The organism is Desulfogranum marinum (genome assembly GCF_963675105.2).
GTDB classification, from domain to species: Bacteria; Desulfobacterota; Desulfobulbia; order Desulfobulbales; family Desulfobulbaceae; genus Desulfogranum; species Desulfogranum marinum.
The window spans coordinates 48,978-75,826 of record NZ_CAXXRO010000003.1 but is presented as its reverse complement, the minus strand read 5'-3'; the positions used below and the strand labels follow the sequence as shown (position 1 = coordinate 75,826).

22 protein-coding genes are annotated in these 26,849 nt (G+C 48.5%); 17 read left to right on the top strand and 5 right to left on the bottom strand.

From position 1 onward, the window contains the following. Positions 1-250: 250 nt before the first annotated feature. From ACHZCY_RS07305 to ACHZCY_RS07290, 4 genes are all read left to right on the top strand, one after another. On the top strand, positions 251-418 hold the full coding sequence (locus ACHZCY_RS07305) for a hypothetical protein (protein WP_319548381.1): 168 nt from the start codon (positions 251-253) through the stop codon (positions 416-418). Positions 419-1,112: 694 nt separating this feature from the next. Then, positions 1,113-1,265 (top strand): hypothetical protein, encoded by a 153-nt coding sequence (locus tag ACHZCY_RS07300; RefSeq protein ID WP_319548380.1) that lies wholly within the window; start codon positions 1,113-1,115, stop codon positions 1,263-1,265. Between the two features lie 87 nt (positions 1,266-1,352). Continuing rightward, positions 1,353-1,631, top strand: a complete 279-nt coding sequence (locus ACHZCY_RS07295; protein ID WP_319548379.1) for a hypothetical protein — start codon at positions 1,353-1,355, stop codon at positions 1,629-1,631. Positions 1,632-1,865: 234 nt separating this feature from the next. Further along, positions 1,866-2,126 carry a hypothetical protein gene (locus ACHZCY_RS07290; protein WP_319548378.1) on the top strand — a complete coding sequence of 87 codons (261 nt, stop codon included), beginning with the start codon at positions 1,866-1,868 and terminating at the stop codon, positions 2,124-2,126. Positions 2,127-2,439: 313 nt separating this feature from the next. Here ACHZCY_RS07290 and ACHZCY_RS07285 read toward each other — a convergent pair whose 3' ends face one another. Both ACHZCY_RS07285 and ACHZCY_RS07280 read right to left on the bottom strand, forming a co-directional pair. Next, complete coding sequence (locus ACHZCY_RS07285) at positions 2,440-5,400, bottom strand: PAS domain S-box protein (protein WP_319548377.1); 2,961 nt, start codon at positions 5,398-5,400, stop codon at positions 2,440-2,442. A gap of 416 nt (positions 5,401-5,816) precedes the next feature. Continuing rightward, positions 5,817-7,016 (bottom strand): putative sulfate/molybdate transporter, encoded by a 1,200-nt coding sequence (locus ACHZCY_RS07280; protein WP_319548376.1) that lies wholly within the window; start codon positions 7,014-7,016, stop codon positions 5,817-5,819. Between the two features lie 217 nt (positions 7,017-7,233). On the opposite strand from ACHZCY_RS07280, the gene ACHZCY_RS07275 reads away from it, so the two are divergent. The 13 genes from ACHZCY_RS07275 (at position 7,234) to cobC (ending at position 23,961) form a co-directional block, all read left to right on the top strand. Continuing rightward, the gene (locus ACHZCY_RS07275) at positions 7,234-7,599 is read left to right on the top strand and encodes a hypothetical protein (protein ID WP_319548375.1); all 366 of its coding nucleotides are present in this window, start codon (positions 7,234-7,236) and stop codon (positions 7,597-7,599) included. Positions 7,600-8,694: 1,095 nt separating this feature from the next. Then, complete coding sequence (locus ACHZCY_RS07270) at positions 8,695-10,701, top strand: sigma-54-dependent Fis family transcriptional regulator (protein WP_319548374.1); 2,007 nt, start codon at positions 8,695-8,697, stop codon at positions 10,699-10,701. Positions 10,702-11,057: 356 nt separating this feature from the next. Beyond that, a complete protein-coding gene (locus ACHZCY_RS07265) occupies positions 11,058-12,080 on the top strand; it encodes a molybdopterin-binding protein (RefSeq protein ID WP_319548373.1) in 1,023 nt (340 codons plus the stop codon). A gap of 48 nt (positions 12,081-12,128) precedes the next feature. Then, positions 12,129-14,849, top strand: a complete 2,721-nt coding sequence (locus ACHZCY_RS07260) for a molybdopterin-dependent aldehyde oxidoreductase (RefSeq protein ID WP_319548372.1) — start codon at positions 12,129-12,131, stop codon at positions 14,847-14,849. 108 nt (positions 14,850-14,957) lie between these two features. Further along, on the top strand, positions 14,958-17,228 hold the full coding sequence (locus ACHZCY_RS07255; RefSeq protein ID WP_319548371.1) for a pyridine nucleotide-disulfide oxidoreductase/dicluster-binding protein: 2,271 nt from the start codon (positions 14,958-14,960) through the stop codon (positions 17,226-17,228). Then, a complete protein-coding gene (locus ACHZCY_RS07250; RefSeq protein ID WP_319548370.1) occupies positions 17,225-17,434 on the top strand; it encodes a DVU_1557 family redox protein in 210 nt (69 codons plus the stop codon). The genes ACHZCY_RS07255 and ACHZCY_RS07250 overlap by 4 nt, the downstream gene beginning before the upstream one ends. Next, on the top strand, positions 17,431-18,141 hold the full coding sequence (trsM, locus tag ACHZCY_RS07245; protein WP_319548369.1) for a DVU_1556 family methyltransferase: 711 nt from the start codon (positions 17,431-17,433) through the stop codon (positions 18,139-18,141). Before ACHZCY_RS07250 ends, trsM begins: the two co-directional genes overlap by 4 nt. Next, on the top strand, positions 18,138-18,572 hold the full coding sequence (locus ACHZCY_RS07240; RefSeq protein ID WP_319548368.1) for a DVU_1555 family C-GCAxxG-C-C protein: 435 nt from the start codon (positions 18,138-18,140) through the stop codon (positions 18,570-18,572). The genes trsM and ACHZCY_RS07240 overlap by 4 nt, the downstream gene beginning before the upstream one ends. 1 nt (position 18,573) lies before the next feature. Beyond that, positions 18,574-19,935, top strand: a complete 1,362-nt coding sequence (gene trsS, locus ACHZCY_RS07235) for a radical SAM (seleno)protein TrsS (protein ID WP_394713384.1) — start codon at positions 18,574-18,576, stop codon at positions 19,933-19,935. Beyond that, on the top strand, positions 19,928-21,265 hold the full coding sequence (locus ACHZCY_RS07230; RefSeq protein ID WP_319548366.1) for a DVU_1553 family AMP-dependent CoA ligase: 1,338 nt from the start codon (positions 19,928-19,930) through the stop codon (positions 21,263-21,265). Before trsS ends, ACHZCY_RS07230 begins: the two co-directional genes overlap by 8 nt. Beyond that, a complete protein-coding gene (locus ACHZCY_RS07225) occupies positions 21,249-22,262 on the top strand; it encodes an XdhC family aldehyde oxidoreductase maturation factor (protein WP_319548365.1) in 1,014 nt (337 codons plus the stop codon). Before ACHZCY_RS07230 ends, ACHZCY_RS07225 begins: the two co-directional genes overlap by 17 nt. Then, on the top strand, positions 22,259-23,365 hold the full coding sequence (locus tag ACHZCY_RS07220; protein ID WP_319548364.1) for a DVU_1551 family NTP transferase: 1,107 nt from the start codon (positions 22,259-22,261) through the stop codon (positions 23,363-23,365). The genes ACHZCY_RS07225 and ACHZCY_RS07220 overlap by 4 nt, the downstream gene beginning before the upstream one ends. Beyond that, on the top strand, positions 23,362-23,961 hold the full coding sequence (cobC, locus tag ACHZCY_RS07215) for an alpha-ribazole phosphatase (protein ID WP_319548363.1): 600 nt from the start codon (positions 23,362-23,364) through the stop codon (positions 23,959-23,961). The genes ACHZCY_RS07220 and cobC overlap by 4 nt, the downstream gene beginning before the upstream one ends. A gap of 141 nt (positions 23,962-24,102) precedes the next feature. Here the strand turns inward: cobC and ilvN are convergent, their stop codons facing one another. Genes ilvN through ACHZCY_RS07200 form a run of 3 tightly spaced genes read right to left on the bottom strand, consistent with a single transcriptional unit; the run spans position 24,103 to position 26,674 of the window. Beyond that, positions 24,103-24,573, bottom strand: coding sequence for an acetolactate synthase small subunit (gene ilvN / locus ACHZCY_RS07210; protein WP_205224329.1), 471 nt, complete (start codon positions 24,571-24,573; stop codon positions 24,103-24,105). Beyond that, on the bottom strand, positions 24,570-26,348 hold the full coding sequence (gene ilvB / locus ACHZCY_RS07205; protein ID WP_205224328.1) for a biosynthetic-type acetolactate synthase large subunit: 1,779 nt from the start codon (positions 26,346-26,348) through the stop codon (positions 24,570-24,572). The genes ilvN and ilvB overlap by 4 nt, the downstream gene beginning before the upstream one ends. Before the next feature lie 35 nt (positions 26,349-26,383). Next, positions 26,384-26,674, bottom strand: coding sequence for a hypothetical protein (locus ACHZCY_RS07200; RefSeq protein WP_319548362.1), 291 nt, complete (start codon positions 26,672-26,674; stop codon positions 26,384-26,386). Between the last annotated feature and the right edge of the window lie 175 nt (positions 26,675-26,849).

The window sequence follows — 26,849 nt, the reverse complement described above, 5'->3', positions numbered from 1 at the left end:
GTTTGCATATATAAAGAACATAGTGTGGATATTATGTAGGATTTTTTTCGATCGTTATGTGTATCCACATTATCACATGTGTAGAAAGAATGCCGAAAATCTATACCAGACCAGCTTGATAAACGATAACATCGATGGCAAACTTTACTAACAGTTGACATCAGGTTATGAAACTCAAGGATATAGAGGTGTACGTTATGAGAGGAGCCGGCAAGATCAGTGATTAGATTACCTGAAGAGGGGGATGACCATGACGATGTTAATGAATCCACACTCCGGTTCAGTGGCAACCGAAGAAGAATGGCGTGAAAAGTTTGCAAACTCATCTCCCGAAGAGTGGGGTGGAGAAAACTTTGAAGATGCAGACTTAACTCCTGTCATCTTTAATAGTGTTGGGGTTTGGGTGGAAGTTGATTGAAATGGAAACACACAGAATAGTTCCAATTAGAATGAAGTTATATGGATCTTGCAGATGCCGAAAAGATGATACGGGAAACCCAGCAGTATGCGAAAACAATCCTAAACTCACTCTCAGCGCACATCGCCATTATTGACTCCCCTGGAGGGGGAAACAGCACTTTTGATCAGAGAGGGGAAAACAAGTAAGGAAATTGATGAGTTCCTTACTTTATAAGAACCGACCGTTAACTTTCATCGGCAAAACCTCCGAACAAAAATTAGCCTCACCGGCACTTCATCTAACCTCCGCACCTGTCTCCTTATACTGGCAAAATGATAGGTTTTGCCTATTATTCTACCAGCAATCTTCTCGTATTGTCTCTCCCTAACCCCTGAGTTATGTTTCTGGGCAATGAACGGCATGTTCGTAATTTATTAATTTATGAATGATGGATCGTGACCATTCAGCGAATATCTAAAAAATGTTAATCTGTACCGAACTGCAACTGTTTCGCAGATAAGCTCCAACTTCGAAACATCGGTATGCTGACGGGCAAATCGTGCTGAGTTGGAGCACTGCTGTAGAGTTACGATGGATCAATAATGATGTAGAAAAGCGCAGGCTGTAAATGACCAGCGTGATGGTACTTGCCACACATTAGTAAACCTTTTTGGTGACGCTATCAAAATTTTACAACTGCAGGAGCTAGACCATGTATTGCACGTTATCAGGACTCAACAAACAGGATATTGAGCAGGTTCAGACATTGGAAAATGAATTGGGCCAAAGATTACCGGCATTTTCATGTCATTATATCCAGCTGGCATTGCTCAGTTCTAAAAAACAAAAAAAAACAATGATCTAGAGGAAAAACTGGGTGCTTCACTGTTGGCTTTACACAATGCCGAGTAATGATTCCCCTCTCCGATCTGTTGATAACATCACGTTGGCAATGACTGATTATCCAACAGTTGAAGCCCAGGATAGTGATAAGGCTTGTATTGTTACATCAGAGAAACCGAAATTTTTCATGATTGAAGCAAAAATGGGTCCCAACGTTTGGCGACCCATTGGAGAAGTTTACCCTCAAATCGAACAGACTTTATCCTACCGCGAATGGGATCAGGCAAAATATGCGAAAACAAGGTTGAAAGCACTCTTGCTTGGTCCGTATAAAAATCAAGTTAAAAAGAGGCCCATACGGATCCTAAAAATATTTAAGGTACTTTGACAGGGGGGCGCTCGGGGAAGAACATCTTCACCCTATGTCACATGATCCAGTCCACAATAAAACGGCAATCTTCAGGAGGTAATCATTTCATCTGAAATGCTTTTGTCATTGCTTAAGGTGATTTTTTTTAAAAAAATCAGTGCGTTTTCAAGATCAACGACTGCAGGGCAGAACGTATTGGATATACGAAGGGGGTAGAGCATATGCAGTTTGAAAGAAAAGGGAGGTACAACATTGAACGAATGGCAAAAAATAAAGCGGGAAGAAATAATTAAAGGTATCTGCGACCATTTCAGTTCGCAGATCCTTAAGGATCCCCAAAAGGCACTCTCCACAATTGAGCAGGAAATCCACAGCCAGGAAATTTATCTGGGTAACGATTGGCTTGGTCGCGGAGTGGTTGGGGATACAGTCATCCACGCAACCATTGAAGGGCTGGAAATTGTTCGAAGTGACTGCCTGGTTAGACTGAAAGATGCTGACACCATAGGGTAAACCCAGCCAGGGAGCAGGAATATAACCAAAATAAGGTCAAACACAGTAATCTCTATAAAGATAGAAGGCTGACAGGAAGAAGGTTGATATAGAGTAACTCCCATTTTGGTCACGATTTGATCCGGCACCCTAAGAACGTTGATGTGTAGAAAACATTTTGTATGAAATCAAAAAGGCAGAACCCTTTTTGGCCCTGCCTTTTGTTACATTCAAATACAGAAGATTTGCTTAGGATTTTTCCAGCGACCTTGCATATAAAAATCAACTTCATGCGACTCGATCCAATGCACTTAAAGCTAAAGCATAAATGAAATTATTCTGTCGCGCCTGGTATCTTTCTGATTACCTCTTTCAACATGCTTAACTTGTATGGTTTTTGGAGGAAACCAGCCAGCCCCTTGCCAACGAATTTTTGAGTGATTTCATCATTACTGAAGCCGCTGGACATGATCACTTTGATATCAGGCTGTAACTGTCTCAGCTCACGAAAACATTGCTCACCATCCATGTGGGGCATTGTTAGATCAAGGATGACGAAACTGATAGCGGGGTTATTTTTGAATTGTTCGACAGCTTCACAGCCATCATTAGCCGTGATAGTTTCAAAACCAAGTTCCTTGAGCATTTCAATACCGACACCACGCACACTTTCCTCGTCGTCTACCAGCAGAACCGTGCCGCTTCCCTTCCAGTCGTTTGTGTGATTATTTTCGTTAAAAAACTCAACTGGCTTGTCGGAGGCAGGGAGCAGTATTTTAAACGATGTCCCCTTGTTGATCTCACTGTAGACTTTAATGGCACCCTTGTGACCACGGATGATTCCAAGTACGGCAGCCATTCCAAGGCCTCTGCCGGTGAATTTCGTGGTAAAGAAAGGGTCGAAAAGCTTGGACATGGTATTTTTATCCATCCCGCAACCGGTATCGGCAATTTCAAGGTAGACGTAGAGTCCGGCGGACAAATTTTCATCAAGCCACACATTTTCAAGGTATCTACGGTCGCAATCCATACACCCGGTGGAGATGGCAATTACACCACTCTTGTCACCTATGGCTTCAGAGGCATTTATGATGAGATTCATAATGACCTGGCGCAACTGCGTAGCATCGGCTTCCACCTGCGGAAGCGGTTGAAATGGGTTGAGTCGTAGTACCGCTTTTTTTGAAATAGAAACCTCAAGCATATGAAGCATTTCTTCCAGCAGGTTGTTCAGGTCAATATTTTCAACAACGAATTTACCTTTTCCGGAATAAGCGAGCATTTGTTTGGCCAGGTCAGCGGCACTGGCTGTTGCCTTTTCAATGCTTTTCAGGTTATCTACTGCTGGAGATTGCGGGTTGAGTCGCATCAGAGCCAAATCGGCGTTACCCATTATGGACATCAGAAGATTATTAAAGTCATGTGCGATGCCACCAGCCATTACGCCGAGGCTCTCTAACTTTTGGGTATGCAGAAGCTTCTTTTCGAAGCCTATGCGCTCTTCTTCAGCACGTTTGCGATTGCTAATATCTCGAACAAAGGAACAATTGAGCTCCTCAGACTCATACCGCACATAATTAGCGACGATTTCCACAGGGATTAAGCGTCCGTCTTTGGTTAGTTGTTCAGATTCAAACTTCAGTGAATCGCACGACCTCAATTCAGCAAAATGTTGAGGCCACTGCTCAGCTGAGTAGTGCGGGTTAATATCCAACATGGTCATTTGCAACAATTCCTGCCGCGTATAACCAAGGCTCCGGCACGCCGCTTCGTTGACATCCACAATGCGGGCACCAGGCGTTGTCCAAAAAATGGAATCCGAAGCGTGTTCGAGGGAAAATCGAGTCAGCCGCAATGCTTTTTCTGCCTGCTTCTGTTTGGTAATATCCCTAAACTCAACGGTTCGCATATTTTGCCCTTTGTAAGGAACATTTCGTGCCTCTAGGCGCATTGGATATTCTTCTCCGTTTTTACGTAAACCTACAGCCTCATAAGGGTTTTCATCACCGGCTAAAATCTTACTCATCACATAGTCTCGATATCTTTCCGCAATCAGCATTAAACCATTCATCCCAATCAATTCGGTCGTAGAATAGCCGGTCATTTCTGCAAGTCCTCGATTGCATTCTAAGATAATCCCCTTGTCATGAATTGATATACCGCCAAAAGAGGCATTATGAAGAGCTTTAAAACGAGTTTCACTTTCAGAAAGGATTTGTTCTGTCTGTTTGCGCTCTCGAATTTCTCTATTCAACCTTCTGTTCCAGAGGGTAACAAGCAAAAGAATCGCCGCAAATATACCAATGATCAGTAAAATCCATTTCACAACGTCACGTTTGCTGATACCGTATTCATAGCGAACATTGAGCCATCTATTCAGTATCTCTGTGTGCTGTTCCGGAGTAATGCTGGATAGAACTTTGTTGATGATCAAAACCAGTTCAGGCCAGTCTTTGCGAACCGCTATATATAAATCATAGTTTTTATAGTGTGTGGGAGCGGCAATCTTAAGATTTGTCAGCCCATTGTGGAGGATCAAATAGGTTGTAGCTGCAAGGTTTTCGATTGTAGCATCGGCCTCACCCGATGAAACAGCCTGTAGTGCTTCGAGCGGCGTTTTCACAAAGTATGGGGAAAAGTTGATTTTATCTTTCAAAATCAAGTCATAGGTTACATTCCCTTTAACAAGAGCAATCGTTTTATCGTGTAGATTTCCCATTCCGCTGACAAATGGAGCATCGGTTTTTGTTACAATCACCAGGGGAAAAGAAAGATATGAATCTGTGAACAGCAGGTATTTTTCTCGATCAGTGCTTTTTGCAGAAATGGAAATGAGATCAATTTCCTTGTCTTGTGATTTTTTTAATACTTCGGGCCAGAACAAGTCACTTTGCACATCAGGCGTTACCTGCAAAAGATCGCATATGAGGTCGACGTAATCTGCAGCAACACCCTGGGCATTACCATGTGCATCGAAAAAATGAAAAGGAGGGAAAGCCCTGGGCCCACTTATACGTATGCTTTTGTGGTTTTGCAGCCATGCTTTTTCAGCTTTGGTAAGTTGGAGAAGGGGTGCATGTGGTTTGGCTTGTTGAATATCAGTGCCTAATGTCTGGCGTTTTTCGATTTCATACAGCTCATCATTCGAGGTGCTATCCAATCCTTTGCTTGTTACCTCTGCGGTAAGTGAGCCCGAGGAAGAATAAGAAATTTGCGTATCAATCAGAGTAAATAACAACGCTGAGATAAATATCAGAGGGTAAATTTTTTGAGTCAACTGCACAATTTCTCCCATCCACTCCAGTATTACAGGATGTGCCGGTTCATTTTTATTTTTCAGAGGTAACGCCGCTGGTTAACATTTCAGCTGGGAGCTATATAAAAAAAGTCGCAAAAGTGATACTGACCGAAATCTAATCGTACAATAAAAAAGTGGAATCAGAGATATACCACCTTTCTTTTTTCCTCCTTCTTCCACAAATACGTTTACAACGGATTAAGTGGCAATCTCAACTTTTTTCCTATATCTGCTGCTTAAACGTATTCCAGTTCATGTAATTTCAGTACCTGGGCTTTGGACTTAAGGTTGCCATATATAATCTGTCTGGGTATGGATGGTTGTCGGGTTACTTCGCCACCTGGTTATATCAACCTGTCAGGTCATTGCTGAGCGACGGCATTTAATGGTTAACTCCTCAACACGCTCCCCCCTTAAATGTTGATTTTGTCCCAGCGGAGCAAGGTGTCAAAGAGGATGCCGATCACAAATCCAGCAGCTAGGTTGGATGCCAGAGTGATGCCGACGATCATGATTGGGACAACCATTTCTTTTCTGGACTGCAGGTCCAAAAGAGTCAGGGCCAGTTGTAATCCGGCAAAGATCAGCAGTACGCCTAGAGCGGAAAATGGGATCAAATTAATGAGGGCAACTGCATTGGGACCAAGGAAAAAGACCAGTCCCAGGAAAATACCGCCTATGATGAGGTTTGAACCTGCTGTTCGTGCTCCGAATCGGTATCGTGAGGCAAGGCCGCCGGCACCATGACACATGGGGATTCCACCGATGAAAAAACTACCGATATTGGCAAGCGCCATACTTAAACAAAGGCTCCTATAGGTTACCCGTTTGCCGGTGTCTGGAAAATATTGGCCTGTAAGATCGGCATTGCTGATGATGGCGTTGCCTACGGTCATTGGGAGCTGAGGAAGCACCAGCACAATGAATGCAATGGTAAGCTCATCAAGGGTTGGGAGCCCGTAGGGCAAGAGGGCGGGGAGAAAAATTCCCAGTTGAATGCGCTCAAGGTTCTCCGGTGCTGAAAAGAGCAGGCCTGCTCCAATGCCGGTGGCCACGACTATGATGGCAGCTGGGAGATGTTTATTGTCAAGCAGCAGAAGTGCCAGCAGTCCCAAAAGTCCGCCAATCAGCCAGCTTAATTGAATCGGTCCAATCGCCTGTACCGTCATATTCGGTTCAGCCATATGTTGGATCAGCTGCATTGGTGATGTGCCTGCCATCAGTTTAACGCCTTGCATAACCAGCATCAGGCCGGTCGCAAGCTGCACACCCCTGATCACTGGTTTTCGTATTATTTTTCCGATGGATGTGATCATGCCGCTTGTGCCGAGAATGAGCAGCAGCAAAAAAAACCACAGACATGATGCCTGGATCTGGCCCACAGATATTCCTGTTGCCAGAGCATAAGAGCTGATAACCTTCATCGGCTCGGCAGGGCAGGTAACCCGGAAATACATCCCAGAGAGAATATAAAAAAGACCGAATCCCAGAAAAACACCAGTGGGGTGCATACCGTTGATCATGATCATGCCGACGGCCAGAGGGAGTATTGTTCCCAGGTCGCCGAGGGATCCTGCAAATTCCATGCGGTTGAACCGAAAGGAGGCAGACATGTATTCCTCTTCTTGTAGAGTATAGGCACCTTGATTTTCAAGCTACCCTGTATACTATGATGAATGTTGATAAAGTAGCGGATAAGATAAAGTACCCTGGGGACATTGTACAATATTTAATCGTTGTGGCAGGTGTAAACAATTGAGAGTAGAAACAATTTGTACGTGTAAGGTGTGGGGAGAATTTTTTAAAGGAACAAAAACAGAGGTGTATTAAATGATTACCTATCTCTATTGGTTTGCCGCTATAGCAGTGGCTATTGCCCTTGTTTATGGTTTTACCGTGGTGGGCAAGAACTGGAAGGCTGGAGCGGTTCTGGCACTGATTGTGCTTGTTGTTGCTTGGGGAACCTATTATTTCCGACTGCAGCAGGTGTTTGTTAAGCACTATGGCGGGGTTATGACCATTAGCGTTCCCAAAGGGCAGTTGCATCTGGGGGCCACCTGGAAAGATGATAACCTGTGGATTGAGAATTACGATCCTGCCACCAATTCCTGCTATTTTACAGAGTATTCTAAAGGGAACCTGCTCCAGGGGAAGGTTACTATCAAGGACTGTAATCCGATGATGCCGCAGAAGTGATCAACCTGGAATGTCCTGATCTAGTCGCGTAAGAAGGGCAAGGCAAGGGAGCATGCCCTTCTTGCCTAAGGCTATCTTGAAAAATAGCTAAGTCCTCCAACTTTTTTGTTACATCCAACATTTTATTCTCAAAGGTAAGCGCAGGCCCCGGTAACCTATCTGTGCGGGAGATCGTGACCGTCCAAAGGAGTAACCCCTTTTTGTTTTACAGAGGGGACTACTCTCAAGCAGTTGAGCTGACTCCGTACACGCAACAAACATTCTTAGTGCTGATTTTCATCAAGTTCAGTTAAAAGCTTCATGGAAAATACGGACTGATTCTTATGGTATCGGTGTGCGTACAAGCTGTCCCCCCCCTCCATACACAGGCAATCCATCCCAAATGCCTTCATCGTGCCAATCAAGACCATCACCTACCCCTTTGTAAAACAACATGCGAGCAGGCCGCGTTGCTTACGGTGTTATCGGAGTAATCGGCTCAATAGAATAGCAAGCGATGTTTGAACGGACAGTATTCTCAATTTTTGAGTGACTGAGCAGGGCTGTTTTTTTTTCTGATTACCCATGAAACTCAGCCAATTATCTACCGAAACAGACAGGGGACTGATTTTATTTCTCTTTAAACCCGGGAGACAGATTAATTTTCATAAAAAACCATGAAAAAAAATCAGTCCCCTACCTAAATATTGAGAAATTTAGGTAAGTGAAGACTCCGATCTGTCTCCCGGGCCCAAAAAAAATTGGCTGAGTTTTGTACGTAATCAGATTTTTTTTGAAATGCTGTCGGGAAAAGTCATGATAAGTCATTATGAAGAAAAGGATGCTTTGCGATCAGCTATGATGTTATGCTGTTTTTTTATTCGAACTGTGTTGTGTTTCTAAAGTGTTGATTAATTAGTTTTTTTTAGAGCGAGTGTTGGTTTTTCTATCGAGGAAAAAGTAAAAAAAGTAATGTTTTTTGGTAATGATTTTTAACAGCATCAAGAGGGCAGATTTTATTTTTCGTTATCTCTTTTTTATACGATCGGAAAATAGTTTGCTTTGTAGATCTCCTTTCTTTTGTTGCGATACATTTATGGAAAAGAGGTTCTTGTAATGAGTGCGCGTGTTTTAGGGGCAGAAAAAAACCTCTATGAAAATTGGCAGGCCTTCATAGGCTCTGGTGAACGTAATCTTCCCTTTGTACGAACGCAAATTTTCCGGTCATGGAATCGATGTGCGGAGGCAGGCGTTGATCCGTTGAACATTGGCCTGCGTGATTGTATCCATGGAGATAAGCTTGCCGTAGCACTTCTGGAGCGTGAGGAGCTTATCAGTGTTGCCCATCCGTTTATGGCGGACCTGTATAGTATTGTCAGCGGAACAGGTTTTGTTGTCGTGCTTACCAATGAGCAGGGATATGTCCTTGAAATTTTTGGAGACAAGGAAGCTTCCAAGGCACCGCTGACCAGTAATTTTTTTATAGGTGCAAGTTGGCAGGAAAAGGATGCCGGTACCAATGCTATTGGCACGGCTTTGGAGGAGCAGCAACCTGTGCAGGTATCTGGGCCTGAACATTTTTGCGAGAAACACCATGGTCTTACCTGTTCGGCTGCGCCAATAGTCGACCCCATTGGCAACCTTATAGGTACATTAAATATTTCCGGTGCATATGAAAGTGCCCACATCCATACTCTTGGGATGGTGGTTGCCGGCGCTAAGGCTATTATTGCTCAGTTACGGATTATTAAACAGAATAATCAGTTGGCACAGGCCAATAAAAAGCTGGTTGATTTTTTTAATATGGTTTCTGACGCGGTCATGATTCTTGATTGCTACGGCGTTATAGTAGAACTCAATCCTGCTGCAGAAAAAATTTTTTGTAAAAAACGGACGGAGTTGGCAGGAATGCCTTTGCATCGTCTGCTCTCAGGCGGCACTGGGGAGAAAGACGTCTCTGCCATCCTCAATTGCCGGTGCTCGCGTTCTGAGATTGAGCTAACATTGGAAACAGCGCAAGGCAGTTGCAGGTGCCTTGCTTCAGTTGAGCCCATTATCAACGAGCTGGAAACGTTTACAGGCAGTTTCGTAACATTGCGTCCGCTCAAGGCTGTCCAAAATCTTGTCCATCGATACAGCGGATATTTAGCGTCTCTGCAGTTTAAAGATATTATTGGTGAGAGCCGGGAGATGCAGGAAGCTATTCAGCTGGCCAAACTTTCAGCTAAAAGTTCCTCCAATGTGCTTCTGGAGGGTGAGTCGGGTACAGGCAAAGAGATTTTTGCACAGTCTATTCATAACCAGAGCAGTCGAGGGGCAGCTCCTTTTATACCCCTTAACTGCGGGGCTATTCCAAGGGAGTTGGTAGGGAGTGAGCTTTTTGGATATGATGACGGTGCTTTTACCGGTGCTCGCAAAAGTGGTAAACCCGGTAAGTTTGAACTGGCGTCCGGCGGGACCCTTTTTCTTGACGAAATCGGCGACATGCCCCTAGAGCATCAAGCTGTCCTGTTGCGCGTAATTCAGGAGAAGCGACTGACCCGGATAGGGGGTCTTAAGGAGATACCGGTTGATGTCAGGCTCATCTGTGCAACCCATAAAAATCTTTTGCAACAGGTCAGGAATGGGACTTTTCGTCAGGATTTGTATTACCGCCTCAATGTAATGTCTATCACTATTCCTCCTTTGCGAAATCGAAAGGAAGACATTCCGCTGTTATTTAAACATTTTCTCGCTAAGCTCTGTAACGATAGAGGTGCCAGGCTGAGGGTGGACAGCGATCTTATGCATTATCTGTATTCCTACCTTTGGCCTGGGAATGTACGTGAATTGCAGAATGTTGTGGAACGGGCTGCTAATCTTGCCATTAACGGGGTGGTAAGTGTCAACCAGTTACCCAGTGAGATTACCCATAAAAGCTTGCAGGGCCTGCCAGGGGGCATTGCAACGCCTAAGCAGTCGAGTCTTGACCAGCAGCGCAAGCAGCAGCAGGAAAGAGAGAAACAGCAGCTTCTTCACCTGCTTGATATGCACCACGGGAATGTGAGCAAAGTTGCCAGGGAGCTCGGCGTCTCCCGGAAAACCGTATACAATCGAATGCACCGCTACAATATCATCAACTGACCATGCAGGTAGTGTGAAGTATCTGTAACCTTTTGCTCGCTGATGGGTCACAGGTGCTTCACAGGTGTTTCACACATCTTGCCTCAGGTTTGTTCCCGCCTCTTTTTCTTACCCAGCCGTTATAAGCGAAATCCCTTCCTTTTTTCTTTTCTTGGCAAAATTCTCTGCAGATGGATCGAAATTTGCTTTTGAAATGCATTGTGTATTTTTGGTTATTTTGAAACTGTTTGTATCGTTTTGATAATTTCAAAAAGTATATTTTTTTATTCTTACTAAAAATTACTAAAAATAACACATGCAGCATTCTTGAAGGAGTGTTGGTTGCGTTTTGATGTATTTTTTTAAAGGGGAGGGAAATGAAGGCAATTCCTGTAGAGCAGGCTGTAGGGACTGTGCTGTGTCACGATATTACCCGTATCGTCCCCGGCGAATCCAAAGGGCCGGCATTTAGAAGAGGACATGTGGTAACAGGGCAGGATATTTCAACTCTGCTCGATATCGGTAAGGCAAATCTCTATGTTTATGACCCAAAGGATGGCTATGTCCATGAAGATGAGGCTGCTATCCGAATCGCCTCGGCAGCTGCAGGCCAAAACATTACGTTCGATGGACCTACCGAAGGAAAAGTGACGTTGACTGCCGCTATTGATGGGTTGCTCTCTATTGATGTTGAGGGGCTCACATCACTGAACACCCTTGAGGATATAACTTTCGGCACCATCCATAGCAATCAGTTTGTACGTAAGGGACGGGCACTGGCCGGAACCCGGGTTATTCCGCTGGCGGTTACCGAAGAACTGCTGATGAAAGCTGGAAATATTTGCAGGGCAAGTAAGCCAGTTATTCAGGTGAAGCCTCTCAAGTCCGCGAAGGTCGGGGTAGTAACAACAGGCAGTGAAGTCTATAGCGGCAGAATTAAAGACGGATTCGGCCCGGTACTAAAAAACAAATTTAAGACGCTGGGTTCGACTGTGATTGATCAGATATTTGTCTCTGACGAAGTCGAGATGACGGTTGCAGCTATCCATTCTTTGGTGGCAGAGGGTGCGGATCTGATTGCAGTGACAGGCGGCATGAGTGTCGATCCTGATGATGTAACCCCATCTGCAATCAAAAGCACCGGCGCAGACATCGTTACCTATGGAGCTCCGATTTTTCCGGGGGCAATGTTTTTGCTTGCCTACCTGGGAGGCATTCCAGTCGTTGGGTTGCCGGGGTGTGTGATGTACTACAAAGCCAGTATTTTTGATCTGGTAATTCCGAGGATTCTTGCGGGAGAACAGTTGAGCCGCAAGGATATAGTCGCTTTGGGTCATGGTGGCTTTTGTGAAAGCTGTGACAAGTGTCGGTATCCGGTTTGCGGTTTTGGAAAAGCTTGAATGGGTTCATCCCATTGATGAAATAATTATTAATTTGGAGGAACAGGAATGATCAACAAGGAAGTTGTTATTAACGGTATTAATCGGAGCCTGGTTGTCGGGTCCGAGGATACCCTGTCCACGGTAATACGGAACAATTTGATGCTTACCGGCACCAAGGTAGGTTGTAATACCGGGCAGTGTGGTGCCTGTAGCGTCATTATGAATGGCAAAGTAGTGCGTTCCTGTGCCTTGAAAATGAGGCGTGTTCCTGATGGTGCCCAAATAACCACTATTGAGGGTATAGGTACTCCAGATAATCTTCATCCCATTCAGATGGCCTGGATTGCACATGGTGGAGCGCAGTGTGGTTTTTGTACTCCTGGTTTTATTGTTTCTGTTAAAGGGTTGCTGGACACCAATCCCAGCCCTACCAGGGAAGATGTGCGCGACTGGTTTAGCAAGCATAGTAATGCCTGTCGTTGTACGGGGTATAAGCACTTGGTGGACGCTACCATGGACGCTGCCAAAGTCCTGCGCGGTGAGATGAGCATGGATGAACTTGCTTTTAAAATTCCGGAAGACGGAAGGATTTGGGGCACAAGATACCCACGGCCGAGCGCCATTGCCAAGGTTACCGGGACCACCGATTTTGGTGCAGACCTCGGTGTGAAAATGCCGGAGGAAACCCTTAAGTGCGCTTTGGTACAGGCTGAGGTTTCTCACGCAAAGATTCTGTCGATTGATGTCTCCGAGGCCGAGGCAATGGCTGGTGTGACCAAGGTGGTAACCCACAAGGATATCAAGGGTAAGAACCGCATCACCGGCTTGATCACCTTTCCTACCAACAAAGGTGACGGTTGGGACCGTCCGATTCTCTGTGATGAAAAGGTGTTCCAGTATGGTGACGCCATTGCCATTGTCTGTGCCGAGACAGAAAAAATTGCCAGGGAAGCAGCTAAACTCGTCAAGGTAGAGTTAGAGCAATTACCGGAGTATATGAGTGCGCCGGCAGCCATGGCAGAGGATGCCATGGAGATCCACCCCGGTACGCCCAACGTTTATTTTACTCAGAAAGTCGCCAAGGGCGAAGACACTGCTCCTATTTTTGACGCTGCCGACGTGGTGGTCGAGGGCGATTATTTCACCTCCCGTCAACCGCACTTGCCCATTGAACCGGACGTGGGGTTTGCCTACCAGAACGACGAGGGTAAGCTTTGTATTCACTCCAAGTCAATCGGACTGCACCTGCACCTCTACATGATTGCACCCGGCCTTGGCGTTGAGCCGGAAGACATGGTTATGGTCCAAAATCCAACAGGTGGTACCTTTGGCTATAAGTTCAGCCCGACCATGGAAGCCCTTGTCGGTGCAGCAGCCTTGGCAACCGGCCGTCCTGTATATCTGGGCTATGACTACTACCAGCAGCAGACCTATACCGGGAAGCGTTCGCCTCAGTTCACCAGCGTGCGCCTGGCAGCCGACAAAGACGGTAAACTTCTGGGCATGGAAACAGACTGGACCGTGGATCACGGGCCTTATTCAGAGTTCGGCGATTTGTTGACAATTCGTGGCGCCCAGTACATTGGGGCAGGCTATGATATTCCGGCCATTCGTGGTGAAGGGCGTACCGTGTGCACCAACCACGCTTGGGGTGCGGCTTTCCGTGGATACGGCGGACCTGAAGCAGAGTTCCCATCGGAAGTACTTATGGACGAATTGGCAGAAAAGTTGGGTATGGATCCGTTGGAACTGCGTTACAAAAACGTTTACCGCAAAGGATCCACCACCCCAACCGGTCAGGACCCAGAGGTGTATTCGCTGCCCGAAATGCTCGACAAAATTCGTCCTAAGTATGAGGCCGCCAAGAAAAAAGCCGCTGCCGATTCCACTGATGAAGTTAAGCGAGGTGTTGGTATTGCTGTTGGCGTTTACGGCGCTGGTCTTGACGGGCCGGATAGCTCTGAAGTAGACGCGGCCCTCAATGCTGATGATACTGTTACCATTTTCACCTGCTGGGAAGACCATGGTCAGGGTGCGGACATGGGAACATTGGGTACGGCTCATGAAGCTTTGCGTCCCCTGGGTCTTTCTCCAGACCAGATCAAGTTAGTTATGAACGATACCAGCAAGGCTCCCAACGCCGGTCCGGCAGGCGGTAGTCGTAGCCAGGTCATGACCGGCCAGGCCACGAAAAATGCTTGTGAATTGCTCATTGAAGGCATGAAAAAGGCTGACGGTTCTTTCCGCACGTATGCAGAAATGGAGGCCGAAGGCCTTGATCTGCGTTATCATGGAAAATTCACCGCTCCGGCTACTGACTGCGATGAAAACGGTCAGGGCAAACCTTTCTGCTGCTACATGTACGGCGTGTTTATGGCAGAAGTGGCGGTGGATATTGCTACCGGAAAGACCTCTGTGGAGGGTATGACCATGGTGGCCGACATTGGGAAGGTCAACAATTTCCTGATTGTTGACGGCCAGATGTACGGTGGAATGGCCCAGGGTATCGGCCTGGCTTTGTCTGAAAACTACGAAGACATCAAGAAGCACTCCACCATGAGGGGTGCCGGTTTTCCATATATCAAGCAGGTGCCTGATGATATGGAGGTCATGTATGTGGAGACTCCGCGTCCTGACGGCCCCTTCGGCGCTTCCGGTGCTGGCGAGATTCCGCTGTGTGCTCCGCATCCGGCAATCATCAATGGAATCTACAATGCCTGCGGAGTTCGTATTAAAGAACTGCCTGCACTGCCTGAAAAGGTACTTGCTGGATTGCAGGCCAAGTAAATCGCTCTGTAAAACACTGTAGAAGTCTATTTTTTATACCGTCCCTCCGGATAGCTGTTCCCCCTTTGCTATCCGGGGGGGTACTTGTTTCAGCCCCAAGGAGCAAATATGGAGCAGAAGGAATTACGGGCATGGGAAGCCCTCTGTATTCAGGAAGAACCACCGGCTTGTAGAGCCGGATGCCCTTTAAATGTTGACGCTAGATCATTTGCCGCTGCCATGGCAAAAGGCGAGTGGAGTTCGGCTAGAGCGATCCTGGAAAAGTCCATGCCGATCGGTGGGATTGTCGCCCGAATCTGTGAAGCTCCATGTGAGCAGTATTGTATAAGAAAAGATCTCGGCGGTGCGATCGCGCTTAGTGCGCTTGAGCGCGTTTGTGTCGTCAATGCTCCTTCGCGGAGGAAGGTGTTTCGTTTGCCTCCTCGTCCTAAGCGAGTTGTTGCTCTCGGTGGCGGACTATCCAGCCTGACGGTTGCCTTTGACCTGGCAAAAAAGGGATATCCGGTCACGGTGTATTTTGGCGGTGAACGGCCGGGAGGTTCCTTAAATCGTTTTCCTGAAGAAACACTGCCTCAAGCTGTAGTTGAAGATGAACTGAATCATCTAGAAAAACTAAGCGTTGCTTTTAAGCCGATCGAAAATTTCACCCCGGATTGTATTGCCTCAGCCGACAGCATCTATGTCGGTCAAGATGACATCCTGCCCGAAACACTCACGGTTCCGATTCAATATCCGGACAGCGCGACCTTCGCTCTTGCTGAACCCGGCTGGTTTACCGGAGGAATGCATGGCAAAGAGCATCGCTATCGGTTCATAACAAACATCTCAGAAGGAAGACAGACTGCGATTTCCATCGATCGTTATCTGCAGCAAGCTTCCCTTACTTCCGGCCGGGCTGCACTCAGAAACGGTAAAACCAAGCTGTACACCCGAACCGATCATATTGCTGATGTTCCAAGAAAAAAGCCGGCTGTCACTACAGGGTATACCCTTGAGGAGGCAATAGAAGAGGCTGCGCGATGTATTAACTGCCAATGCCTGGAATGCGTTAATCACTGTAAGTATCTCGAGAATTTTGGCACTTTCCCAAGGGTATATGCCCGACAGATATATAATAACTCGGCAATCGTCAAGGGTACGCATATGGCGAATACGCTGATCAACTCCTGCTCTCTGTGTAGACAGTGCGAGGAATTGTGCCCCAATGATTTTTCCATGGCGGATCTTTGCCTTGAGGCGCGGCAAACCATGGTTCGTGAACAGCGGATGCCGTCTTCGGCACACTGGTTTGCTCTTGAGGAAATGCACTCCGCCCGCACAGAAGGCTCACTCGTACGGCATGCCCCTGGAGCAGAGACAAGTGATACCCTTTTTTATCCCGGCTGCCAACTGGGAGGGATTCGTCCGCAGCAAACACTACGCTTGTACGAGCGTTTGCTGGAGCTCCAGCCTCTGACCGGGATTTGGCTCGACTGTTGTGGGGCTCCAGCACACTGGGCCGGCAGGGAAGAGGAATTTACAGAGATTGTTCAACAGGTGGAAAAGGTTTGGCAGGAAATGGGAAGTCCTCGAGTGGTGACTGCTTGTTCGACTTGTCTGCAAATGTTTCGTGACCACTTGCCTGCGGTGCCGGTGGAGTCTGTATGGCGTGTACTTGCTGAGCAGGCTGCTGTCGATGGCGATCCTTTGCAAGCAATGGCGATCTCTGATCCGTGCACAGCTCGAGATGACTGGGATACCAGGGCAGCGGTGCGAACATTACTCAAAGGACTTGGCAGAGTTGAGGCACCTCTTCCCATGTCTGGAAAGTTAACTGAGTGCTGCGGTTTTGGTGGGCTGATGGACTGTGCCAATCCAGCGCAGGCACGCCAGGTAGCAGAGGCAAGAGTCGCCCAGACCGATGCTGAGATCATAACCTACTGCGCCATGTGTCGCGATCAATTGGCAAGGACCGGCAAACCTGTTTCTCATATCCTGGATCTGCTGTTCAGCGACCTGGCTCACCCGGCAGAGGAAAAACCACAGTCTATTTCGGCAAGAAGGATACACCGACGCCGGCTCAAATCAGCGTTACTGAACAGGTATCCTGCTGAACAACAGGAAGAAAAAGCAGCCTGGGAAGACGTGGAGCTGATCATACCGGAAACCGTGGCAATGATGATGGAAGAGCGGAGAATCCTGGAAGACGATATCCGAAAAGTGCTCCATAAAGGAGCAAATGGGGGGCAGCGTTTTGTGCACGATCAAAGCGGCCTTGCAATTGCCTCTGCTGTACTTGGTGCGGTCACCTTCTGGGTGGAATATACAGTGGAAAAAGATCAATATCGACTGGAACGGTGTTGGAGTCATCGAATGGTGATGAGGAGAGAAAAGGCATGAACCTGAGCTTTTTACCTGCAGACATGAACTGGACATGCCAACCTTGTGGTGAAAAGCTGCAGCCGGGTATGGTTGAGTTGGAATACATGGGCAATGTGTTCAGGGTGGAGCTTCCGGTGTGCCCGAAATGTTCCGCCGTTTTGATATCTGAGGACCTGGCCATGGGGCGAATGTTGGAAGTGGAGCAATTGCTGGAGGATAAATGAAGCCGCTGTATCTGGCTGATTCTGTCCGTGAAGTACTGGGCAAAAGTCTGCGACCAGGGGGAGAAACGCTCACGCGACGAATGGTGTCGTTGGTCCGTCCTGCAACCGGCGATCTGCTGCTCGATGCAGGCTGTGGTGCCGGGGCGAGTATGATGTTGCTGCGTGAAAGCGATACATGCCGGGTTGTTGGGATCGATTTTGATCAAGGGTTGACAGCAGAAGCCCGGAACAGCGGATTAAATGTTGCTCAGGCCGATATGGCACAATTACCATTGCTAAGCGATACTGTGGACACTGTATTGTGTGAATGTGCGTGGAACCTCACTAACAAACAACAGGCGTTGGCTGAATTTTTTCGGGTGCTGCGTCCTGGAGGTCTGCTGGCACTGAGTGATATTTATCTTCGTCATCTTGAAGGTCAACAGTGTAAGAGGGCCTGGCCAAATCGCTCCTGTTTTTTCCAGGCAACTGATCTGGAGACCGTGCGGGGGATGGTAAGCAGGGCTGGATTTGAAATTTTGCAGCTGGAAGATCACAGTCAGCTCTTGAAAAAGACTGCGGCAGAGTTTGTTTTTGCCCATGGATCCTTGCAGGGGTTCTGGGAGGCCGTAATGGGCGACAGCAAACAGGCCAAGGCGGCTTGTACAGCTTCGGCAGCCGCCAGGCCCGGCCTTTTTTTGCTTATTGGAAAACGGAAAAAAGCATGAATGAGTATGATTTTGATATCCTTCGGCTTGCAGGTCTTGGGTACTGCTGTGCACAGATTGTTGTACAGCTTGCCTTAGAGGTACAGGGAAAAGAGAATCCGGGGCTCGTTCGCGCCATGTCGGCCTTGTGCCACGGCTTTCCCTGCACCACTGGAACCTGCGGAGCGTTAACCGGAGCAGCCTGTCTGCTTGGGTATTATGCTGGTAAAGGAACGCCTGAAGAGGAGGAACATGAGCGGTTTGCCCTGATGCTTGCAGAACTTGAGGAATGGTTTGAGCGCCAATACGGATCGCTTTATGGCGGTATTGCCTGCAGTGACATTGTTGCTGATGGGAAACCGGATACCACCATTTGTGGAGGTCTTGTTTCTGCATGTTATGGCCAGACAATGACGATTCTGGTGGAGAACGGTTTTGACCCGGAAGACTGAAATGGAGGCTGAAATCCTCCGCCAGGTTGAGAGTGTTTGCCCGGTATGCCTGGAACGTATACAAGGGCACCTGGTACACCGAGGAGAGTCGGTTGTTTTAGAAAAGCGCTGTCCGGAACATGGTTTTTTTGCTGCCACCGTCTGGAAAGGAGAACCTGCATTTTCTTCCTGGTTCAGACCTAAGATTCCTTATTACGGCGGGCGGCGAGAAAAAACAGGAACGGGCTGTCCCTTTGATTGCGGACTGTGTGAACGGCACACCCAGCGAACCTGTACAGCATTGGTGGAAATAACCTCGCGATGCAATCTGAACTGTCCGGTTTGCTTTGCAGACAGCGGTAACGGTACTGATCTTGATCTTGGTACTCTCACCAAGATGTTTGCCTCTATAATGACCAGAACCGGTGGGTGCAACCTGCAGCTTTCAGGAGGCGAACCAACGGTTCATAAAGATCTGGAACGTATTGTCGGGTTGGCGAAAGAGGCTGGTTTTACTTTTATCCAGCTCAATACCAACGGTATTCGACTTGCTGAGGATCCGCAGTTGGCCTTACGACTGAAAAAAGCCGGCCTCTCTTCGGTCTTTTTGCAGTTTGACGGAGTGGATGACACCGTCTTGCGCACGCTTCGCGGGCGTGAACTCTTTACCGTCAAGTGCAGGGCTATTGATACTCTGGCTGATGCCGGCATCGGGATTGTGTTGGTGCCGACCGTCGTGCGAGATGTGAATATGGATCAACTCTGGCAAATCGTCCGGTTTGGTTTGCAACGTCAACCCCATGTTCGTGGTGTGCATTTTCAACCCATGAGTTATTTTGGGAGATTTCCGGTGGATTTTGTACCCGATCATGTCACCCTCCCTGAAGTGATGAGTGGACTGGCAATACAGAGCGACAATGTGCTGCAGGTCAATGATTTCCGACCTCCGGGATGTGAACATGCCCTTTGCTCATTTTCGGCCAAGTATATGCAACAGGACGATGGTCGTCTGATGCGCCTTGGTAGTAACAGCTGCGACTGCACACCCGTCCCTGCTGAGCAAGGAGCTTTGACTTCTATTGGGGTAACAGCCAGGCAGTGGGCAGGCGTTGTCAAGGAACCCTTCAATTTACATGCACAGCCAGTAGATGAACTGGATCGTTTTCTGCAGCGGGCCCGGACGCATACCTTTTCCATTTCAGGCATGGCCTTTCAGGATTGCTGGTCTTTGAACCTTGAGCGATTGCAGGGGTGCTGTATCCATGTAGCCAGACCCGATGGGAGGCTCATTCCCTTTTGCAGTTTTAACCTTACTGCTTGCGATGGAACCTCTCTCCATCGCCCTTTGTCAAATTTTTCCAATCCAGGGCAGCAAGATGAGTAGACAACCCATTCAAACCCCTGTAGACCCGCTGGTTAAGCGTCGCTTGGCGATTAGCGGGGAGATGGGAAGAAAAGAGCTGGAACAAGCGCAAATGCAGGCATTGCGCAGTACCCTCCACTACGCGGCAGAGCATAGTGCCTATTATAGGCAACAGCTTGCTGGCTGCGATCCCGATCGGCTGCAGACACGCCATGATCTTGAGACTATCCCTTTTCTTACCCCGTCTACCATCACCAAGCAGGGACATCGGATGCTCTGTGTTTCTCAAAGCCGGGTCGCCAGGGTGGTAACCATGCATACTTCGGGCAGTACAGGGGTGCCGAAACGGTTTTTTTTCAGCATGGATGATTTAGCCTCCACAGCTGATTTTTTTCTGCATGGCATGCATACCTTTGTGAACGAGCAAGATCGGGTGTTGGTGCTGTTGCCTTATGAGCAACCTGCTAGTGTTGGTGAACTGCTCATGGGTGCTCTAGCCGAAGGCGGCATCCACGCAGAGGGCCTGTGGCCACCGCCGCTCAGGGGCGCGGATTTGCCGACACAGATCCACAAAAGCCGTATAAGCTGTGTGGTGGGGTTGCCCCAACATCTCCTTGCAGTGTCTAGCTTGGTTGCTCCTGGGCAGTTGAGGTCAATGCTGCTGTGCTCCGACTATGCATCGCCTGCATTACGCAGCCGGATTGAAGAAAACTGCGGCTGCCGCACGTATCTCCATTACGGAACAACAGAGTCTGGGCTGGGGGGAGGCGTAGAATGCCTGATGCATGCCGGGTGCCATCTCCGTGAATCAGATCTTTTGGTGGAGATTGTTGATCCGCGCACCGGCAGGCAGCTTGCCGATGGGCAAGCCGGAGAAGTAGTCTTGACTACCCTGGGGCGTGAGGCAATGGTGCTGGTACGATACCGTACCGGAGATATTGCAGTGCTTGAGCGGAGGCCCTGCGGCTGCGGGGGCGTAACAGCCAGGCTTCGCTCAATCCGTGGCAGGATGGATGGTTGCCTGTTGGCATCAGGTGCTCTGTTGCACAGTCAGGATATGGATGATTACCTTTTTCAGATACCAGGACTGCTTGATTATCGAGTGCGATTGGAGAGTGGCAGCGTGGATCAGCTCCATATCGATTATATGGCCGTTCCCGGATGCATGGAGACTGTCGGCGATCTGATGAGGATGACAGCAAAGGTTCCTGCCATTCGTGATAATCTTGCCGGCGGCAATCTGGCAATAGGAATATTGAAACAGGTCGATGCTTTTGCGGCCATTCATACTCTCAAACGAACTCTTATCGATCAACGCAAAGCTGGAGAATTATATGCGGTATGTTCTTGATACACTCATTGAAACCCTTGAGCAGGGAGAACCTGCGGTACTCGGTGCTATTGTGCACAGTTCAGGTTCTGCTCCGAGGACCTCAGGTGCCCGCATGCTGGTTTTAACAGATGGTACACTTGTCGGCAGCGTGGGAGGCGGGTCGGTTGAAGGGACCTGTCATGCAGAAGCACGGAAGCTGCTAGCCAATGGGCATACATATAAAGAGGTCAAATGTGATTTAAGTGCGGCTGCTGCAGCCGAGGAAGGCATGGTCTGTGGAGGAGCTGTGTGCGTGTTGTTGCAGAAAGTGGCGCCTGACGCTATTGAGCAGTTTCGGGAACTTCGTCATTGTTACCGAAATGGGACACGGCCGATGCTGGTGACCCAGCTGCCGGTTGACGATGCACCACCACAGATGATGACTCTGGGTACCGGGTCCGACGATGAAGTACCCGCTGCACTCCGGGAAAAGGCTCTGGCTAAGAATAAACGGGTTTCATTTATCGTTACCCATGCGGGTAAGGATTTTTTTGTAGAGCCTTTGGTCCAGCAGGGGACCGTGTATCTGGCAGGAGCCGGTCATGTGGCGCTTGCCACCGCTCACCTGGCATCCTATGTGGGATTTGAGGTCGTTGTCATGGATGATCGACAAGAATTTGCCAACAAAGAACGGTATCCCCAGGCGAAAAAGGTACGAGTGCTGGAGAAATTTGATGATTGTTTTTCCGAGCTGGGCGCTGAAGACTATGTGGTGATAGTTACCCGCGGCCATCAATATGATAGGGACGTCCTGGCGCAGGCATTACTGACCGAGGCTGGGTACATAGGTATGATCGGCAGCAGCAGCAAACGAAAGGCAACCTATGCTTCGCTGCTGGGTTCAGGGTTTACCGAAGCTGACCTTCAACGCGTACACAGCCCCATCGGGCTCTCGATTGGGTCGGATACTCCCCAGGAGATAGGACTGAGTATTGTCGCTGAGTTGGTACAGGTCAGGGCGGCAATGAATCGATGAAGAAACTGGGCGCGATTATTTTGGCAGCGGGATACTCGTCTCGTATGGACGGGTTCAAGCCACTTATGCAGCTTGGGGAACACAGTCTTGTCGGGCACTGTATCCGGCTTTTCAAAACAAAGGGTATTGACCGGGTCGTGGTTGTGGTCGGGCACCGACAGCAAGAGGTTGCAGTCGAGGTGACCAGGCAAGGTGCAGAGCCGCTCTTTAATCCTGATTTTGATAAGGGCATGTTTTCTTCGGTGTGTACGGCCGTTGCGAAAATGACAGAGCTGGATGGCTTTTTTTTGTTGCCGGTGGATATTCCGCTGGTTCGTCCGGTGACCATAGATTTACTTGTATCCGGGTTTGATGGAAAAAGTGTTATCTATCCTTGTCGTGACGGCAGGCGTGGACACCCGCCACTCATCCCCGGGCACCTCGTCAAAGAAATTATTGCATATACCGGTGAGGGGGGATTGCGAAGTCTGTTGCAACGATTTCCTGGTAAGGATGTTTTCATCTGGGATGATGGTGCGTTTATGGATGCAGATACTGCCAAGGATTTTGCACGACTTGCAGCACGTTTACCACAGCTGGAAAAAGGATCGCGACGTGAAGCGGAGGCTCTGGCGGCAATGTACATGCCACAGCGGGGAATAGCGCATGGGCGTGCAGTTGCCAAAGTTGCCGGTACACTGGCCAGGGCACTGGTGGAGCATGGGCGCACTCTGGATTTGGATATTGTGTATAATGGGGGGCTCCTCCATGATGTGGCAAAGGGGCAACCTGAGCATGAAGCACGAGGTGCGGAGATGATGCGAATGTTCGGTCTGGATCAGTTGGCCGAAGTTGTCGGCAGTCATCGTGATGCATTGCCGGTAGTACCGGAGAAGCTGGGGGAGAAGGAAGTAGTCTGTCTGGCCGATAAACTTGTCCGTGGAAACCAGTTGGTATCGGTAGCTGAGAGGTTTGGCGAAAAACTGATCCTCTATAAGGATGACCCTGAAGCCTGTAAGGCTATTCGGTCGAGGATGAACACCGCTGTTGCTCTGCAGCAGGCAGTGGAACAGGTAGCATCTACGACCATTGAACATTTACTCCTTGCCGAGGAGGAAGGATGAGTACTCTGTATCTTATTCGGCATGGAGAGATTCCATCTTCTTTGCCGCGTCGTTTTATAGGGCAGAGCGATGTGGCAATGACTGCCCATGGGCATGAGCAGTTGGAAAATATCGCCGGATACTTAATGGACTTTTCCCTTGAAAGAGTATGCACCAGCCCCTTGCTGCGCTGTCGACAAAGCGCTGAGATAATCGGTTCTGCTGTTGGCTGCATGCCCGAAGTGGTAGAGGAGTTGGGCGAAATTGCCTTGGGAACATGGGAAGGGTTGACCGTTGCCGATGTTCAGCAGCAATATCCAGGAGAATATGAGGCACGCGGTAAAGACATGACCGGCTATCGGCCTCCGGGTGGCGAAAGTTTTGCAGATCTCTTTCAGCGGGTATGGCCTGCATTTGCCAAGGTGATGGAGGCCCACTACGAGCGGACGGCAGTGGTGACACATGCCGGTGTTAACCGGGTTCTTCTCTGTCATTTGTTGGGAATGCCCCTTGCTAACCTGTTTCGTCTGGAGCAGAGCTATGGCTGCATTAACGTGGTGCATGTGGATGAAGGGACGTACCGAGTGGGATGTATCAACAGGGCTGCAATATACTAGTTTAGAGATGCCACGTCTGTGTTGGGTTAATAAGCGGAGCGCATCCATCTACGTACAGCCAACTCAAAAAAAAGCCTGCTGAAATAAAGTGATTAACCATATATCAACAGGCTGGCTACAACGAAAGTCCGAGAAAAATAGCTATTTTTCCATGGCGGTAACCCCGGTGCGGGCTATTTCAATGATGTACTCTCTGCCTATCTCATCCAGAAAGGAATCAATCTGCCTGGTGGAGCCGGCAACCTGAAGGATATAGGCATCTTCGTTCTTTTTTTCGAGCACTTCAAAATTATAACGGCCATGAAAGGATTCCAGATGGGCGGCATCTACCTCCAGTTGGATGATAGCCACTTCTCGCCAGTAGCTGTGGTCGGTATCCAGTTCCTTGGCGGAAATAACCTCGGTGAATTTTTCCAGTTGTTTAATGATCTGCTCAACTTTCGCTTCGTCATCCTCACGAAGGGTAATGGTCATCCGGCTTATTCCCGGAACCCGTGAGCTGCAGACGGTAAGGGTATCAACATTGTACATCTTTTTCCTGATCAACATCGATACCTTGTTAAGGACCCCGGGGCGATCAAGCATAAAGGTGAGTATCGCACGTCGGATCATGATTCTTCTCCATTTTGTTCTGTGGTTGCTGATGGCTCCTCGGGTGTCGGGGATGGACGTTTGATAATCATGTCTTCAAAGCCTCCACCTGCCGGAATCATAGGCAAAATGACTTCGCTGGGGTCGCAGATGAATTCCAGAATAATCGCTCCCTGATGGTCAATGGCCTTCTGCAGGGCAGGTACGATTTCCTCTGGTGTTTCTATTTTAAGATAGGGGATGCCGTATCCTTGGGCAATGCTGCCGAAATCCGGGCTCTGCATCGGCGTTCCTGCATATCGGCCGTCATAAAATAAGGTTTGCCACTGACGAACCATGCCGAGGTAGCCGTTATTGAGTATCAGGATCTTGACGTCAACCTGTTGCTCCATAATAGTACCCAGTTCCTGTATGTTCATCTGGAAACCACCATCTCCGCTGATCGACCATACTCGCTCAGTTGGCCGCGCCAGCTTGACCCCGATGGCAAGGGGCAGGGAGGCTCCCATGGTCCCGGCTCCACCGGAAGCAAACCAGCTGTTTTCGGTCTGGTAATTATAAAAGCGAGCTGCCATCATCTGGTGCTGGCCTACATCAGGAACGATCAGATCCTTGCCCTTTGTCAGCTCTGAGAGCTGGTGGACAATGGATTTCATCAACAGCTTGCCTCCGTCACCAACCGAACCTTCAATTTCCTGCTGCAGATCTTCAGCCATCAGCAGGCGGTAGCTGTTTATTTTTTCAAACCACCGTTTGCGTGGTTTAAAGGTGAGCATTGGATCACCGAGCAACACGTGGAGGGTGCGGTACACATCGGCATTGATGGCTACGCTGGTTGGCACGTTTTTGTTAATTTCCGAAGGGTCAATTTCCACATGGATGACATCCGCATTCTGTGCATATTCGTTAAGCTTGCCGGTCACGCGGTCATCAAAGCGCATACCAAAAGAAATCAGCAGGTCAGCTTCCATTATTGCCCGATTTGCCTCGACCGTTCCGTGCATCCCCATCATGCCAAGGCTTAAGGGATGATCGGCAGGTACCGCGGAAAGCCCGTGAAAGGTAAAAGCAATGGGAATGTTGACCTTTTCTGCAAATTTTTGCAGCATCTTGCCTGCATTGCTGTTGATGACCCCATGGCCACAAAACATAACCGGCCGCTGACTCCTGTTGATCAGGGTGATTGCCTTTTGCATCACCTCCCTTTCCGGCGAAGGGTGAAAAAAGAAACCGGGCAGATCGGGGTGAAAATTGTTGGCATCAAAGTGATAATCTTCAGGGAGTTGCTGGTCCTGAACATCCTTGGGGATATCGATCAGCACCGGACCGCTTCGACCTGTTGCCGCTACATAAAAGGCCTCATGTACAGTAGCCTCAACCTCTTCTGCAGCCAGCGGCATGTAGGTCTGCTTGCAAATGGGCATCATTACCCCAACCACATCGCTTTCCTGGAAGGCATCGGTGGCGATAACCCCTGTAGCTACCTGGCCGGTGACCGCAATGACAGGTACCGAGTCCATGTAGGCATCAGCAATACCTGTTGTCAGGTTCATTGCTCCGGGACCTGAAGTGGCCATACAGACCCCGATTTGCGGGGTGGAAGTAGATAAACTGGCCCTGGAAATACCCTGGGCCATAAAGGCTGCACCCTGCTCGTGGCGAGACATGACAAAGCGGAAATCGCCCAGCTTATCCATCTCGTCAAAAATCGGCATAATGGCTCCGCCTGTGTACCCGAAAATATACTTGACGCCCTTTGCCTTCAGGGCCTGCAGCATCTTTTTCTTTCCTGTCATGACGACCTCAATATAAGTTTGCTCATTGTGTAAAACTATTTGGTATTTCCGGAATTATTTGGAGAAAGGGACGATTTCTTTGTGGATATGACGCTTGGAACCGCTGATTTAGCAGGCAGTGTGCCATCCTGACCAAATAGAATCGTTATTTTGCTACATACCACATGCAGGTAAAGGTGCAACCCTTTACCGCGTGGTACCCACTCTTCTCCATACAAGAGATAGTTAAGGATTTGTTCTGTTGTCTTGATAAGCAGCAGAGATGGGATCGGTTCAAATGCACCACCAAAAGTGGTTGTTATGCACCAGTGTGTTACAGAGTACATGAATAATCACTCATGTATTGCAGTCAAGACAGTTCGTTGATAGAGATTGGTCATCTCTGCAAGCTATGGCACACGACTTGCTTAATTGAAAAAGAATATACGCAAAGCATTGCCTGTATTGCCTGTATTGGCTGTATTGCTGTGAACAGCCAGATCCTTTTTTGTTAGTTCGACT